Source organism: Aliirhizobium cellulosilyticum (assembly GCF_014198105.1).
GTDB classification, from domain to species: domain Bacteria; phylum Pseudomonadota; class Alphaproteobacteria; order Rhizobiales; family Rhizobiaceae; genus Neorhizobium; species Neorhizobium cellulosilyticum.
Map to the genome: position 1 here is coordinate 279,024 of NZ_JACIGW010000003.1, position 15,432 is coordinate 294,455.

Here is a 15,432-nt window from a genome sequence, read left to right on the forward strand (position 1 = left end):
TTAATCTCATAGCGAAAGATCGGAAGCGTTTTCGTCGCTGCGATCTCTATCTTCCGTCTCAGCCAATTTGTTGCTGATCATGGAGAAAACTCGCGAGGGTTCGTCGGCGACGGTCGATGCGGCTAGAGTGCCATCGATCAACAAGACGGCTTCATCAGTACGGAATTCCACGCGCCACGCCTCCCCGTTTGGATGTTTGAAGTCATAGCCATCGAAGCCGTTGATCCGCGAGCATCTCAAAACTGCACCTTCCAGTTCACAGATCACCATGTCGATGTCCGTGTGCGCCCTCGCGAAATCATAAATCCTAGTAATTTTCTCAGGAGCGGAAGTTACATGGATCAGACTGTAAAAATTGAGTCCGGCCAATATTTGTTCATTCCGATGTGTCTCGTCATCCGGAAGGCTGGCGCCCCACTCTTCATTGAACCTTAGGTACTGCCAACCGGTCTCGCCCATGTATAGGTCCTGCGACCAATGGTTACTGATTAGGGTAGCGCCCTTCCAGGTGGGCGTGAGCACTCCATTTTCATCTGAGAATGGTAGGCGTATCTCAATCGGGCTGAATACCGTTCCGTCCGTGTTTTGAAAGCTGATCGCAAGCGTGGCAGAACCGTTCTCGTGCTGCGTTTGCCCTGCGTAGTAACTGTTAATGGTGCCAACGGTCGGGCGAACGGCAAGCTCTTTAAACTTCGGCGGCAAGTTCGCTCTAAGCTCACCCAGTATCTTGAGGATTGGAAATTGCATGAAGCACCTTCTATTCAGTGGTGCTCAGAAAATCACAGCCCTCCATGCAAGCAACAACACGCTTCGCATGATGCGCTGACGTTAACCATATCTTCATAAATGTTAACGGCTTCTAAATTTCAATTGGACATCGTCCCGATTTGACGCAAAAGTCGATTGTCTCTGATGGAGCCACGCTACAATGCAGCTGTTTCGAATAATCTCGGTCTAGCAAATGCCGTCCCAAGGTGCGTCAGCCTCATTGAGTGAGGTTCATGCACTAGATCGCAATGCATTTGGCGAGATGAAAATGACAGCGACAGCTCCATCATTCCTCAGTAATCGCAGTCACATTAGCGGCTGTCATGCAAGCGCTAATTACAGAATCTTAGCGCTCCAGATCACTTTTCTCGGCCCGCTTTCACCAGATTTCCCCGCGATAATACGCCATTGCTCTCCCCAGGATGCAATTGGAGTGATGCTCGATGAGTTTGGGAAAAGCCGAAGGCGATAAGCCCGCTTCATCGAATATCGTATCCTTAGCATCCGCTCTGTTCAACCGGCTTTTCGGAAAGGGCGCTGCAATGGCACGCAAGAATTCTGGTAACGACTTCATCAACGGTTTGGCTCACGATGATCCTTACGCGGGTCTCTACATCGGCGAGCCGCTCGAGAACGTTCTCCTTGATCCCATCGACGACGATGAGCGTTGCGAGATTTTTCGCGGTTCGTTCGAGCGCCGTTACCGCGACAATCGCATCCATCCGTGGCGCATGAAGTCGCGCCGCACCTCCCTCTAAATTCCACTGCAACGACGCAGTCGGGTGAACCGCCCGACTGCCCCGCAATGCCGTGCGTGCTCGCTCGGCGCTCATCCCGTCTGTCTGGAGTATCGAAATGCGTGATGAAACAATTGTACGCCGCGGAGTGGTGCTTCGCCATCGCCTCCTCGAACGGAACCGCAAGGTCCTGAAGGAAGCCAACGAAAAGGGCGTGTTGCCGACGTTGGAAGACAGCAAATGCTTGCCGTCCTACGAACGTCCTCGGCGCGAGATGCATCAGAAGGGATATTTGCGTCCTAAGCGCCACGGTGGAGTCCGCAACGTAGCACGTAACAGCCGGAAGAACGAACGCGGCTTCACGATTTTCAACGGTCGGGAAGTTCAGCATGAAAGCGGACTTGAGCACGACGTGTCCCTCATGCTTCAGGCAGATCGTACGGTGGCAGAGCTCTATTCCCAGAAAACCGTCGCTAAGTACCAGGATGACGAGGGTGTATGGCGCAAGACTATTTTTGACTACCTCGTCGTCAAAACCGATGGCTCTCACATCGGAATTGCCGTGAAACCCGAGCGCTATCGCCAGCGTATCCTCAAAATCTTTGAGCAGATTGCCATGTCATCGGAGGAAACGCAGATCGACGCGGCAATCTTCATGTCTAATGCTCAGGCGACCCGGGCAAGGGTCGCGAATGCTCGCAGCATCCTGTGGGCCCGGATCGAAGCCAATCCTACCGAAGTCGAAGGTCTTCAGCACTTCTTGAAGGGACGGAAGTCAATCGAATTCTGGGAATTGTATCATTACCGCGCTGTCGGAAACTGGGCACGCAAGGCAGCAATCTGGCGCTTGATCGATCTTGGTGTCCTCGAACCGGCAAGTGAATATGAACGGATCGATGACCTGACCTACCTCACCGTCAACCTCTAACCCCATTCACAACTCAACCGCTGCAAACTCGGGTACCCCGGGGGACGGCGGAGCTATGCCCACAGGAGGGCCACATGAACTTCCATGCCCGTGAGCTGAAATACATCGTCATTCAGGTCAACTCTAACGACCGTATCTTCTATGAAAATCGCTTCTGGATGGGAGCGAAAAGCGATCAACGATTCAAGGCTTACAAGTTTCGTTTGGAAGCCGATCCGGCGGTAGAGAAGGTCGTTTCTTACGAAGATTTCTACGTCGCTTTGAAAGATGGCAAGGCAAAAATCGACCGTGGCTATCACAGCGACGCTCCTTCGCTCATCCGTCGCCTTTATGGCGACAAGCGTTTCAAGGACTTCAAGACAAATTGGATCGCTCTGGCTCGCCACAAGGAGTCTTTGATCTTTCGCTATGAGGCGCACGTCAAGGAGTTCGGTCAGCCGACACGCGATGAACTTAAGGACCTCCTTCTCAAGTGGAATGTCGAAGTAATTCTGAGCCGCGGCCTTAAAGGGGCTAAGAACTCTCAGAAGGCTGTTGATTCGAAGGCTTTCAAGGCTCCGAACGCTCGCACGTTCCTCAGCTACTACGATGACTACCTGAAAGCGGGGCGTGATATTCGCATCCTGCTCCCCCGCCATCGTGGCCCTGGAAAGAACCACCGTCTGCACAAGGTGGCGCCGGAGAGCCTGGCCTTCTGGACAAAGATCGCATTCAAGTATGCGGACGACAAAAAGCCGACGAAAAAGCAGCTCCTTGAGGAGTGCAAGGATGCCGTCAGCCAGGAGAACGCGGAACGCGAGGCCAATGGACGGCACGATCTTCTGCAGACTCCTGGTCGCAAGCAGTTCGAAAACATCATCAATGCGATGGATAAGTTCCATGTGATGGCGGGCCGTGAGGGTTTCACGAAAGCCATGGCATACTTCCGTGCTCAGTCGGAAGGTTTTGATGTTGAACGCCCTGGCGAGCGCGTGGAATTCGACAGCTATCTGTTGGAGCTTCAGACATGGCTGATGCTGTGGGATCTTTGGGACAAGCTTGACGAAAAGTCCAAGTCTGAGCTCAAGCCCGTGCGTATTTATCTGAACATGGCCCGTGACGCGTATACTGGCTACACGGTGGCCGTAACGGCTTCTCAGTCCGAGAATTCCGCCGCTATCATCCACACGCTCGACATGGCGATCGCTGACAAGTCTCATATTGCACGCTACGCCGGTGCGCAGACGGATTGGTATGGGGGCGTTCGCTTCGAGTCCGCTTACGCCGATAACGGTACGGGCTACAATTCCGACGACACGCATGACGCATTTCGCGGTGCTCACATCAGCCTCTCGCACCCGCCTGCTGGCCAGCCTTGGCACCGTGGGTTCATCGAGAGCATGTTGGGCGTCATCTCGCGGACACTGATGTCGTACTTCGATGGTCGCACCTTCGGAAACATTGTCGAAAAGGGGGACTACGATTCCGAGGCTCGCGCGACGCTAACCGCCGACGAGGCCGTATGCCTCATCATCCGCGCGTTGCTGGACTACTTCCACCACCAGGTGAACCCTCGCACCAAGAAGAGCCCGCATGAGGCGTGGGTCGAATACTTGGAGGAAATCGGTGGCCAGTGGGGTGCCGACCCGGAGATGCGTATCACTGTTTTCGGAGCTGAGGACAAGCGAACAATCCACGCTGACGGCATCTACAAGTGGGGCATTCGCTACAACTCCGACGAACTCCAGAAGCTTCGCCAGGAAAAGAATCCGAAGAAGATCAAGATCCGTTTCCACCGCGACGACATCCGTTGGATCACGGTTGAACACCCGGATGGCCATTGGTTTCTGGTGGAAAACCGCGCACGCATGAAGGAACAGATCTCGGTCGACGAATGGCTCCAGGTCCGCCGTCAGTTGGATGATGACGCCAATCAGGCTCAGGGGCCGATGCTGCCACGGATGTACAAGGCGCTGCGTGACATCCGTGGCTCGGTCGAGGCCGCCCGCGTCCGTGCTTGCATCTCGCCCAGCACGGTTACGGCCGAACAACTCGCTAACCTTGAACGCGATCTGTTCGATGGCGAGGTGGCGATGTCCGCGGACGACGACGTCGAATTTGATGTCCCTGTGACTGACATCCCGGCCAACCCGCTGCGCGAAGGCGGAGTCGTACTCACGCGCCCCGATCGCCCTCGCACCCCCATCAAGGCAAACGCACCCAAGATCACTTCTCGCAAGGATAAAAAAGATGACGAAGCTGGCTACCGTTAATAGCGTTCCCGTTTACGACAGCGCGAAATTCCAGAAAAAGCTGAAGGTGACCCTGCCCTACTATCCGTCGCCCCGTGACGATGAGTTTCCTGCGCTCCTCGCGCAGCAGACCCATAATTTCAAAGCTCGCCTGGCGGGCGGCGGCGTGAAGGAATGCGCTATCGTGGTTATGGGCGATTCCAACTCAGGCAAATCTAAGATGCTGGAGTACCACATGTCACGTTTCCCCGATCTCCAACCGAAAATGGCTGAGGACGGAACGATGTACTCGCCCGTCTTGATGGTCGAGGCGCCCGGGAGCTGTACTCCGAAAGCATTCCCTATTGCCATGCTTGCGGCGATCGGCATTCCTGCCACCTCTCGAGCTTCAGAGTTCGAGCTGTATGCTCTTCTGAAACGCGTTCTGAAGCTGAACAAAATCGAATGTGTTGTTGTGGACGAAATGCAGCACGCCATTCGTGGCACCAAGGACGCGACAATCAAGAAGGTCCAGGATGTGCTTAAGAGCCTGCTGCAGATCGATGACTGGCCGATCCATTTCATTTTTGTCGGCACGCACGAACTGTCTCGCTTCCTCATGGGAGACCGCCAGCTGGCAAACCGCTGCACTGTGATGCGCCTCCTCCCTCTCGATTACCAGAACAAGGATCATATGGCTTACGCGCAACGATTGACGCGGGAAATCGTCGTGGACACGGCCGAGCTTAAAATCGGTTGGAAGACGAACAAGCGGCTGCCCGAGCGCCTCACGCGGGCCTCCGAAGGAGCACTGGGCGCACTCATCACCTACGTCCAGCAGGCATGCATTCGCGCAATTGATGAGGATCGCAAAACTGTTCGACTGGAGGATTTTGCCGCTGTTTATCGCGCGAAGACCGGGTGCATGAAGGCAGACAACATTTTCCTCTCGGAAAACTGGGAAGTTCTGGATCCCGCTATGGCTGTCGCAGATCTCGATCGCACCAAGTAAGGAGCTGAACAAAATGCGTCATTTCTCCCCTGACAGACTCCCCAAGCGTCCGGAAATCTTTCCCGACGAAGCGTTCGTTAGCTACCTCTCCCGCCTTGCGTGGGAGAATGGCTTCGAGAACGTTGGTCAGTTCTGCTCCCTCTTGAGAATTCCGCTTGTCAACACGCTGCATCTCCGACCAGCTGACATCGAGCGTGTGGGCATGATGACCGAAATTCCCTCTTCTGTCCTCAACCGCTTCGCGGTGAAGCCTACCACCATAGGGGCGCTCGGCCACGATGATGTCAAGCGTAGTCAGGTCCAGACTACCGGCCTCCGCTATTGTTCAGCTTGCTTGGCCGACGATGCTAAGCAGGGCACGCCCCGCATTCGCGGCGTGTGGCAGTGGCGGATGATAGCGCACTGCACGGAGCATGGATGCCTTCTTCAAACTGACAAAGGTGGCTATATGCAACTCTCCAACTTTATGGCCTTCTCGGGTGACCCTACTTCGCACGAACCGAAGCCGATGGATGCCGACCGCTATTTTACCGACCGTCTCCTTCGTCCCAGGGATAACGCGTTCCTGGACCAGTATCCGGCCTACATTGCTGCGGAGCTTTGTACGCTCATCGGGCATTTCGAAGAAGGCTTGAAAACAGGAAAACCGAATTTCCGGATCCCCGACGGCTACGAAAATTTCGATCTACGCAACGATGGATACAAAGTGGCCCAGCATGGTGTGGATGCTATCCACGAGCTCATGACGGCATATGTGAACAAATGCCAGAAGGCGGTCAGGACAGCGGCTGGTCTCTACGCTCCCGTCCTACGGTGGGCAAAGAAGAATAGCGGAAACGAAGCTTATCACCCCCTGTTTCGTCTCATGCAGGATCACGCAGAGGAGAGCATCCCTTTCGAGCCTGGCGCGGTATTCATCTGGCCGGTAAAGGCAAAAAAGATCTACACCCTCGCCGCCGCCGCAAGTGCGTACAATCTCCCGGAAGAGCGGGTGACCCGCACCCTTGAATGGAAATTCGGTGTCGGCAATGTTCCGCGTTTCCTAAAATACGCGGACATCCATGACGCGCTCTTGGATACGAACTCTTCGGTCTCTACATCTGAAGCAGCAGCGATGCTTGGATGCGGATCGAAGGTTTGCGATGACCTTATCAGGGAGGGGATTTTGGAAGTGAAGGCCAATCGTAATTACAACGGACGGGTCTATCGCCTCGTTCACAAGGATGACATCGCGGCCCTGATTACCAAGATTTCCGACTTCATTGATCCAGATTTGCCGCCTCTTGGTCTAGTCGGTCTCGATGCCATGAAGCAGTACCGGATACGTGTAGTCCAAGTTTTGAAATTTGCCTTTGAAGGGAAGCTCTCACGAATATCCGTTAAGCATGCGGAGCAGCCGAAGTTGGATACCCTCCTTTTTGACCCGACCGAGATTGCTTCGGTTCGCCCCGCCCCCACTCAAGCTCCGCGCGACGAGCGAGAGATAATGACGATTATGGCGGCGGGCCGTGTCTTGGGAGTCAAGAAGTTCACACTCGCGAAACTCATAGAAAGCGGGATAATCCCAGTGGTACCGATGAACAGCGAAAGTGGAAAGCCTGGCGTCCGAAAAGCGGACCTCGACGGTTTTCGGCAAGATTATACATACGCTCGGGATTTGGCTGATCACCGCAAGATAACCGTTGCGGAAGTCGCCAGCGCACTCGCCGCAAAGGCGGTCTCGCCTGTTTTGAAGACACGTTTCGACACGCATCGTCTTTATAAGAATTCAGACTTGGTAGAAGCTGGCTACCACTGACCATAATCCCCTCATCTAGTTTCAAAAAGGTCCGTTTTCCGGACCTTTTTTTGTGTCGTTTTTTCGGTCCGATGAGTGTCGATGGCAGCTGCTGTGTCTCGACCAAGCGGAAATTCACGTGCGGAAGCTAGGCGCACTTGAGGCAGGCTCGCTCTGAACACAGACAGATAGGCGCCTATTTTCTCAATGTTTTCAACTGGATATTTTTGGCGAATGGAAAAACCTAGCCGCCCTCGTCATGTCGTTTTCGCTTGTGGATAGGCTTGTCATAATGCAGCGAGAGATCCCGCCCGGCGGTCGCGGGTCCGGGATGCGACGCATGCCGGGAGGCGGCATGGTGTCGGGCAAGGGCTTGTGGCTTGGGACTTGGGACTTGGGACTTGGGACTTGGGGGGCGGTTTAGTCGTGTCTGGCTATGCGGGCAATATGGAAAGCCTGCCCACCGCCCGATCCACGGCTGGGCCTCGCCGACGGCATGTGCAGCAACCTCACTTGCCGCGATGCTGGCAATATCGCGCATCGCGGCTGGACGTAGAGATCTTCCCGGACGTCCGGTTCACACGTCCGAGAGTGCGTTGAGCAACACGATATCGTCCTCGCCGGTAATGATATCGGCATCGGCCTGAAGGACATATTCGACAACGGCGTTTATGCCGCCGAGATGTTCCTTGAGCAGTTTCGCAGCCCGAATTTCATCATGAGCCTTGATCGCGGCATAAAGCGCCACATGCTCGTCCAGAACCTCTTCGAAATAACCAATCTTCGGAAATGCCTGGCGCCGTACGCGGTCGAGTTGCCCCGTCGCGTTGTGGATCGTCTGCCAGACATTCGGAAAGCCGGCGATGCGGCAGAGGAGGCGATGGAACTCGTTGTCGACCTTGAAAGCCTCATCGATGTCACGCCGCTTGGCCGCTTCCTGCTGGCGAAAGATAAGCAGATCGAGGTCCTTCTCATGGACGGGATCGAAATTACGGGCTGCAAGACGCACCGTTCGCATTTCAAGGCTGGAACGTATCAGATGCCCCTCGATCACCTTGCGCATGGCAATCTTGTTGACGAATGTGCCGCCGCTCGGAACGATATTGACGAGTCCTTCCTGCGCCAGTCTCAACAAGGCCTCCCGCATCGGTGTTCGGGAAATGCCAAGCTCGGCGCAGGTCTCCTTTTCGTTCAGCGTTTCGCCCGGCGCCAGTTTCATGGTGATGATCGCATCGCGGATGACGTTATACGCCCATACCGCCTTGGGCTGTCCGGCCCCCATGTCTTCAAGTGCAAGTTTAGCGTGTGAATTCACTCAGCGCCTCGTCCGCTCGCTTTGCGTGTTTTAGCTTCCTTACATTATAAGCAGTTGCTTTCGTCGGCATAAAGAGGGCACGAGCATCATACTTCGTTCGCCGCGATCATTGCCATTTCAAGAAGCACCTTGGCTCCGGCCGTCACCTGATCGGGCTCGCACCATTCCTTTTCGCTGTGCGAAATGCCCTGCCTGCAGGGCACGAAGATGATCGCCGTCGGGCAAAGATGGGTCATCGACAGTGCGTCATGAGAGGTCAGCGTCGGCAGCATCATCGATGTGTAGCCCAGTCGTTCCGCCGCTTCGAGAACCTGCCCGGCAAGCTCCGGCGACAGGTCGAGCCGCTGGCGATAATGCGAGGTCGTGGCATCGATCGTAAGCCCCGTCTCCCCGGCGATCCGTCTGGCCGCAGCCTCGATACGATCGATGATCTTCGCCCTCCCCTCTTCCGTCGCATGAACGGCGACATAGGAAAGCTTGGTCAGATGCGGAATGTTGACGCGGTTGTTCGGCCAGTTACGGATCACCGTGGCGCTGACCATGCCCGCCGGTTCGTTTTCGGCCCCGATAGCCTCGATTTCGAGGATCAGTTTTGCCGCAGCGACAAGCGCGTTGCGCCGCGTCGACATTGCGGCCGTCTGCGAATGGCCATTCTCGCCGCTGATATCGATAAACCCGCTGCAACCCCAGGAACTGTTGGAAACGGCGGCGATCATCGCACCTGCCTTTTCCATCTCCGGCCCCTGTTCGATATGCAGTTCGAGATATTTATGCACCGCCCGCCCGCCGACCGGCAGCGGCCCTGAATAACCGATACGGGCAAGTTCGTCGCCCAGCATCGCACCATCGTCGTCCTTGCGGGACAAGGCATCTTCCAGGGCTAAGACCCCCGCAAAAATGCCCGACCCCATCACACCCGGCTGAAACCGCGCGCCTTCCTCATTGGTGAAATTGGCGATCTCGATCGCCCGCCGCGTGGTGACGCCTGCCGCATCGAGCGCGCGGATAACCGCAATCCCGGCAAGCACGCCCAGAACGCCATCGAACTTGCCGCCCGGCATCTGCGTGTCGAGATGGCTGCCGATCATCAGCGGCGGCAGGGATGGATCGGTCCCTTCCCGCCGCGCAAACATGTTGCCGATCGCATCGACAGTCACCACAAGCCCCGCCTCCTCCGCCCAGTAACGGAACAGGTTGCGCCCCTCGCGGTCCGCATCCGAAAGCGCCGGCCGGAAACTGCCGCCGCCTTGGGTCGCGCCGATCGCACCCATCGTCATGATATCCGCCCAGAGGCGTTCCGCATTGATTTCCGGCGAGGTCGTCATGGTCTATCCTTTGGCATCGGAATTGGCAGGCAGGGGGATCGGCAGGGATCGAGGAGACGAACGCCGTCACCGCGTCTCGTGCAGCACCTCCTCGAGCACCTTCAGGAATATGTCCGCATGGTCCTTGCCGAACGGCAGCGGGGGACGGATCTTCAGTGTGTTGCCATGAATGCCGGCGGCGCTGATCAGCACACGACGCTCGCGCATGCGATTGACGACCACAAGCGAGCGCGGTCCGTCCGGGGCGCGGCTCTGCCGGGCCTTGACGAATTCCAGCCCGAGGAAAAGACCCGCGCCACGTACGTCACCAATGCAGTCGAAATCCTGCTGCAGCTTGCGCATACCGTCGAGCATGTAATTGCCGGTCGACAACGCATTGCCCATCAGGTCTTCGTCGCGGATGACGTCGAGCACGGCATTGGCGGCGGCGATCGATACGTGGTTGGCGCCGAACGTGTTGAAATAGCGGATGTCCTTGCCGAAACGTTCCTGCACCTCGCCCTTCATCACCGCGGCCGCGATCGGCAGGCCATTTCCCATCGGCTTGCCCATGACGGCGATATCGGGAACGATGCCGTGACGCATGAAGCCCCACATATGCGAGCCGGTGCGACCAAAGCCCGGCTGCACTTCGTCGGCAATGTAAAGCGCGCCGGCCTCATGTACGACTTCCAGCGTCTTCTTCAGGAAGCCCGCAGGCTCCGAATAGATGCCGTCAGTCGAGAATATGCTGTCGGCGATGAAGGCCGCCGGCTTGATGCCATGGCGCAACATGAAGGCGATCGCCTTGGACACCTCTTGCGCAAACGTCTCGCCGACATCCTTGCCATCGGCGCGATAGGCATCCGGCGCCGGCACGGTGATGACATGCATGCCGAGCGGCATGTTGGGGCCGAGCGACGGCGAGATGGCGGCGGCGGCCGCCGTCGTGCCGTGATAGGCGTTCTCGGTAATGATGATGCCGGTTCCGCCCGTGTAGTAACAGGCCAGCCGCATGGCGAGATCGACCGCCTCGCTGCCGGTGCAGCAATACATGACCCGGTTCATCTCGTCGGGAAATGTTGAAAGCAGTTTTTCGGAGTAATCGAGGATCTTTTCGTCGAGATAACGCGTATGCGTATTCAGCACCGCCGCCTGTTCGGCGATCGCGGCGACAACGCGCGGATGGCAATGCCCGACCGAAGGCACGTTGTTATAAGTGTCGAGATAGGCATTGCCGTCGGGATCGTAGAGCCAGACGCCCTCGCCGCGCACCAGATGCAGCGGGTTTTCGTAAAACAGCCGGTAGGACGGCCCGAGCATTGCCTGGCGGCGCTCGATCATCGACCGTTCGCGCTCCGGCAGGCTGCTCAGACGCGACGCATCGAAGCCGTTGATCATTGTTGTGGCTGGCTTGTTCATGTCTCTCTCCCTTAGGTGTCAGGCGCGGCAGGCCGCTGCCAGGCGCTTTACGGCGTCATCTCTTGAAATTGCGTCGAGCCGAGCAAACTGCGCCCAGACGGTCGGGCTGTTGCGGGTATAGAGGTTCCGAAGTTCGGGAAACAGCTTTCCGCGCCATTCGGGTATAGCAAGCCGCATCAGCATCCGGGTGGTCACCGCAGTGTAAAGCAACTCGATCTCTTCCTGAGCGAGCGTCTTTTCGGTCGAATACCCTTTGAGGAAATCGCACATCGCCTCGACCGGATCATCGGCGTCGCCCATCTGGTAGGCCGCGCCGACAGCGACATCGAACAGGATGGGTGCGTACACCATGTCGCCGAAATCGATGATGCCGCTGATCTCATCCGGATCATCCTCGCTGACGAGAATATTCTCCATGTTGAAATCGTTATGGATCACCTGCACCGGCAGTTCATCCATGCGCGGAGCAATCAGGGTCTCGAAATCGGCCATCGCCCGTTCCAGCCTCACCCGTTGCGCTTCGTCTTCGAAGACCGGCAGCAATTCGCGAAGGCCTGCGGCGTGCGACATGTCCCAGGTGATGCGATGGCCTGCTGCCTCGTGGGTAAATCCTTCAAGCGCCTTCTGCATGCGGCCGAGAAGTACGCCGACGCGGTAGCGCTGGATCGGTGAATGCGGCTGTGATTTCTGCGAAATGCCGGGCGCGAAGGTCACCACGCGCACGCCGCGCGTGCCGCCTTCGTCATCGGTCATGCGGAAATCGGCCTCACCGTCCAGGGTGCGGATGATCCGCTGGATCGGAATGCCGGGATCGGCCGCTTCCACATGCAGAAGCGCCTGGCTGTGCATGTTCGTCATCGCCGGATTTTCCGCCGGGTTGAGAACCTTGAAGAGATATTCCCTTCCGTCGTCGAGCGTCAGCCGGTAATTGCTGTCCTTCTCACCCCAGAGCCATTCGGCCTTGCCGGAAAGCCCGTATTTTTCCCGTGCGATGCGCTCGGCCTGATCCGGGGGCACGGCAGTCGCGCCCGTCTTCAGCTCTGCGCCAAGTCCGCTTGCCGCTCCTTGGCTTGCCGTGGAGGCCATCTGTCCCATCCCGATACTGCTGTTGATTGTCGCGGTGCGGAAGACAAGGCCCCCGCACCTTTGTTGTCCGGCTCAGCCGAGCCTGGGCGCGCTGAGAACGTCCTCGGGATAGGCCGCCTGATAGGCCGCCGCCAATGCCAGCACGATATCGTCGCGGAAACGCGGACCGACGAACTGCAACCCGATCGGCAGGCCACCGGCATCAAAGCCGCACGGCACCGATACGGCCGGCTGGCCGGTCATGTTGAACGGATAGGTGAAGGGAGACCAGTCGGACCAGTCCTTGCCCTCGATCCCGCCGGGAAAATCGACACCCGCCTCGATTGCCGTCGTCGGCATGGTCGGCAGCATCAGGGCATCATACTTTTCGTGGAAAAGCGCCATCGTCACCTTGAGATCGGCACGCACCTGCTCGGCCGTGACATAGTCGATGGCCGAGTAGGTCTTTCCCTTCTCGTAGATGCGGATCAGGCCGGGATCCATCAACTTCTTCTGCTCTTCCGTCGGATTGACCATCTCGACGGTGCGGGCTTCGGCGGCGTACCAGAGCGCCAGAAGAGCATCCTGCGGATTGGAAAAGCCCGGATCGATCTCCTCGATGATCGCGCCCATATCCGCCAGCCGCTGGGCGGCCCGCTCGACCGCAGCAGCGACATCCGGCTGTACTTCGGCATAACCGAGATTTCGGCTGTAACCGATCTTCACGCCCTTGACGCTGGCAGCATTGATCCCTTCGTGCCAGTTCGGCACCGGTGTCGGACTATAGCCATACATCGCCTTCGGCGTCGGCCCGGTTGTGGCATTCATGAACAGCGCCGCATCCTCGACCGTCCGCGTCAGCGGGCCGCGATGGGCAAGCTCGAACAGCGCCGTCGGCGTGTCGGAGGGAATCCAGCCATAGGTCGGCTTGATGCCGAACGCTCCGCAGAACGAAGCCGGGATGCGGATCGAGCCTGCACCATCCGACCCCTCATGCAGAACGCCCATGTTGAGCGCGGCTGCTACGGCCGCACCGCCGGAAGAGCCGCCCGAGGCGCGATCAGTGCGCCACGGGTTAAGCGTGTTGCCGAATGCCGGACCGTGAGTGACACCCTTCCAGCCGAATTCCGGCGACGTCGTCGTGCCTAGGATGGTCACACCCGCGCCGCGCAGGCGTTCCATGATCAGGAACTCCTTTTCGGAAGGCGTCGTTGCACCGAGCACCGAGCCGCGCCGCCACGGAATGCCCTTGACCGGAGTGAGTTCCTTGATCGTCGTCGGCGCACCGTCGATGGGTGAAAGCGGTTCGCCCTTCTTCCAGCGCGCTTCGGATGCCTTTGCCTCGGCGAGCGCCAGTTCCGGCACCACATAGGCGAAGGCGTTGACGCTCGGATTGAACTTTTCGATCCGCGCAAGCGAGGCCTTGGCGGCTTCGACCGGGGACGCCTTGCCCGACGCGAACAGCTCGGAAAGCTGTGCCGCGGTCATTTCGCCAAGATCGGTCTTTTCCATCATGTTCATGATCTCAATCCTTGATGCTTCAGGCGTGCGCGGCCGCAACGGTATCCAGCGCGCGGGCAACGGCACCGAACATGTCGTCGATCTGTTCGGCGGTAATGATCAGCGGCGGGCAGAAGCAGATGGCTTCGCCGATATTGCGGATGATCAGGCCCTCGTCCTGGCATGCGGCGGCGATCGCTGCAGCCGCATCACCGGCATTGGCATCCGCCCAGGGCTTGATTTCCAGCGCGCCGAGCAGGCCGACGCCGCGCGAGGAATGCGCCAGCGGGTGCTTGGCAAGTTCTGCCAGGCCGCCGAGGAACTTTTCTTCCAGCCGTGCGACGTTGCCGACGAGATCCCGCTCCTGGATGATCTTCAGGTTTTCGAGACCAACCGCGGTCGCGACCGGATGACCGGAGGCAGTGAAGCCATGGCCGAACACACCGATACGGTCGCTTTCGTCGGCGATCGGCTGATAGAAATGGTCGTTCATGATGATCGCCGAAAGCGGCATGTAGGACGACGAGATCTGCTTCGACACGACGAGCACGTCCGGCTCGATGCCGAGCGTCTCGCAGGCGAACATCTTGCCGGTACGGCCGAAGCCGCAGATGACTTCGTCGGCGACGAGAAGGATGTCGTATTTCTTCAGGATGGCCTGAACGCCGGCCCAGTAGCCGTCCGATGGCATCAGCACGCCGCCGGCGCCCATCACCGGCTCGCCCCAGAAGGCGGCGATCGTTTCAGGGCCTTCCTTCAGGATCAGGTCTTCCAGATCCTTCAGCATGCGCTTGGTGAAATCAGCTTCGCTTTCGCCTTCGAGGCCGAAATGCACATAGGACGGGCAGGATGTATGAACCATCCGGTCGAGCGGCAGGTCAAAGCTCTCATGGTTGCGCGGCAGGCCGGTGATCGAGCCTGAGGCGATCGTCACACCGTGATAGCCCTTGATCCGGCCGATGATCTTCTTTTTGTCCTTATTGCCGAGCGCGTTGGAGCGGTACCAGACCATTTTGCAGGCAAGGTCGTTGGCTTCGGAACCGGAGGAGGTGAAGTGCACCTTCGACATCGGCACCGGTGCGATCTTGACCAACATCTCGGCCAGATCGATCGACGGCCCATGCGTCTTGTAGGAGAAGCTGTGGTAATAGGGCAGCTTTTCCATCTGCGCCTTGGCGACTTCCGCCAGCCGCTTTTCGCCGAAACCGAGCGCCACCGACCACAGGCCGGCCAGACCCTCGATATAGCGCTTGCCGGTATTGTCCGTGACATAGATGCCGTCGCCGCTCTCGATCACGAGGCCGCCGGTTTTTTCGTATTTCCGAAGATTGACCATCGGATGCATCTGATAGGCCATGTCACGGGCTTCGACCGAGTTCGGCATAATCGTCATG

12 protein-coding genes are annotated in these 15,432 nt (G+C 57.8%); 5 read left to right on the forward strand and 7 right to left on the reverse strand.

What is annotated here, in order from left to right:
* Positions 1-6: 6 nt before the first annotated feature.
* Positions 7-747 carry a hypothetical protein gene (locus GGE33_RS15770; RefSeq protein ID WP_183824811.1) on the reverse strand — a complete coding sequence of 247 codons (741 nt, stop codon included), beginning with the start codon at positions 745-747 and terminating at the stop codon, positions 7-9.
* A 563-nt stretch (positions 748-1,310) separates the two neighbouring features.
* Here GGE33_RS15770 and GGE33_RS15775 point away from each other — a divergent pair.
* The 5 genes from GGE33_RS15775 (at position 1,311) to GGE33_RS15795 (ending at position 7,453) form a co-directional block, all read left to right on the forward strand.
* Positions 1,311-1,526: a hypothetical protein gene (locus GGE33_RS15775; RefSeq protein ID WP_183824814.1), complete on the forward strand. Its 216-nt coding sequence runs from the start codon at positions 1,311-1,313 to the stop codon at positions 1,524-1,526.
* A 97-nt stretch (positions 1,527-1,623) separates the two neighbouring features.
* Entirely contained in the window at positions 1,624-2,433 is an 810-nt protein-coding gene (locus GGE33_RS15780; RefSeq protein ID WP_183824817.1) for a hypothetical protein, read from the forward strand.
* A gap of 74 nt (positions 2,434-2,507) precedes the next feature.
* A complete protein-coding gene (locus GGE33_RS15785) occupies positions 2,508-4,685 on the forward strand; it encodes a Mu transposase C-terminal domain-containing protein (RefSeq protein ID WP_183824820.1) in 2,178 nt (725 codons plus the stop codon).
* Positions 4,663-5,655 carry a TniB family NTP-binding protein gene (locus GGE33_RS15790; RefSeq protein WP_183824823.1) on the forward strand — a complete coding sequence of 331 codons (993 nt, stop codon included), beginning with the start codon at positions 4,663-4,665 and terminating at the stop codon, positions 5,653-5,655. The genes GGE33_RS15785 and GGE33_RS15790 overlap by 23 nt, the downstream gene beginning before the upstream one ends.
* Before the next feature lie 13 nt (positions 5,656-5,668).
* Positions 5,669-7,453 carry a TniQ family protein gene (locus tag GGE33_RS15795; RefSeq protein ID WP_183824826.1) on the forward strand — a complete coding sequence of 595 codons (1,785 nt, stop codon included), beginning with the start codon at positions 5,669-5,671 and terminating at the stop codon, positions 7,451-7,453.
* Between the two features lie 556 nt (positions 7,454-8,009).
* Here the strand turns inward: GGE33_RS15795 and GGE33_RS15800 are convergent.
* The 6 genes from GGE33_RS15800 to GGE33_RS15825 all read right to left on the reverse strand — a co-directional run bounded on the left by GGE33_RS15800 (position 8,010) and on the right by GGE33_RS15825 (position 15,431).
* Positions 8,010-8,747 (reverse strand): GntR family transcriptional regulator, encoded by a 738-nt coding sequence (locus tag GGE33_RS15800; RefSeq protein WP_343062475.1) that lies wholly within the window; start codon positions 8,745-8,747, stop codon positions 8,010-8,012.
* An 86-nt stretch (positions 8,748-8,833) separates the two neighbouring features.
* Complete coding sequence (locus GGE33_RS15805; protein ID WP_183824829.1) at positions 8,834-10,072, reverse strand: Zn-dependent hydrolase; 1,239 nt, start codon at positions 10,070-10,072, stop codon at positions 8,834-8,836.
* A 66-nt stretch (positions 10,073-10,138) separates the two neighbouring features.
* Positions 10,139-11,473, reverse strand: coding sequence for an aspartate aminotransferase family protein (locus GGE33_RS15810; protein WP_246436149.1), 1,335 nt, complete (start codon positions 11,471-11,473; stop codon positions 10,139-10,141).
* A gap of 18 nt (positions 11,474-11,491) precedes the next feature.
* Positions 11,492-12,559 (reverse strand): phosphotransferase, encoded by a 1,068-nt coding sequence (locus GGE33_RS15815; RefSeq protein WP_183824832.1) that lies wholly within the window; start codon positions 12,557-12,559, stop codon positions 11,492-11,494.
* Positions 12,560-12,631: 72 nt separating this feature from the next.
* A complete protein-coding gene (locus GGE33_RS15820) occupies positions 12,632-14,059 on the reverse strand; it encodes an amidase (protein WP_183824835.1) in 1,428 nt (475 codons plus the stop codon).
* Positions 14,060-14,078: 19 nt separating this feature from the next.
* Positions 14,079-15,431 carry an aspartate aminotransferase family protein gene (locus tag GGE33_RS15825; protein WP_183824838.1) on the reverse strand — a complete coding sequence of 451 codons (1,353 nt, stop codon included), beginning with the start codon at positions 15,429-15,431 and terminating at the stop codon, positions 14,079-14,081.
* Between the last annotated feature and the right edge of the window lies 1 nt (position 15,432).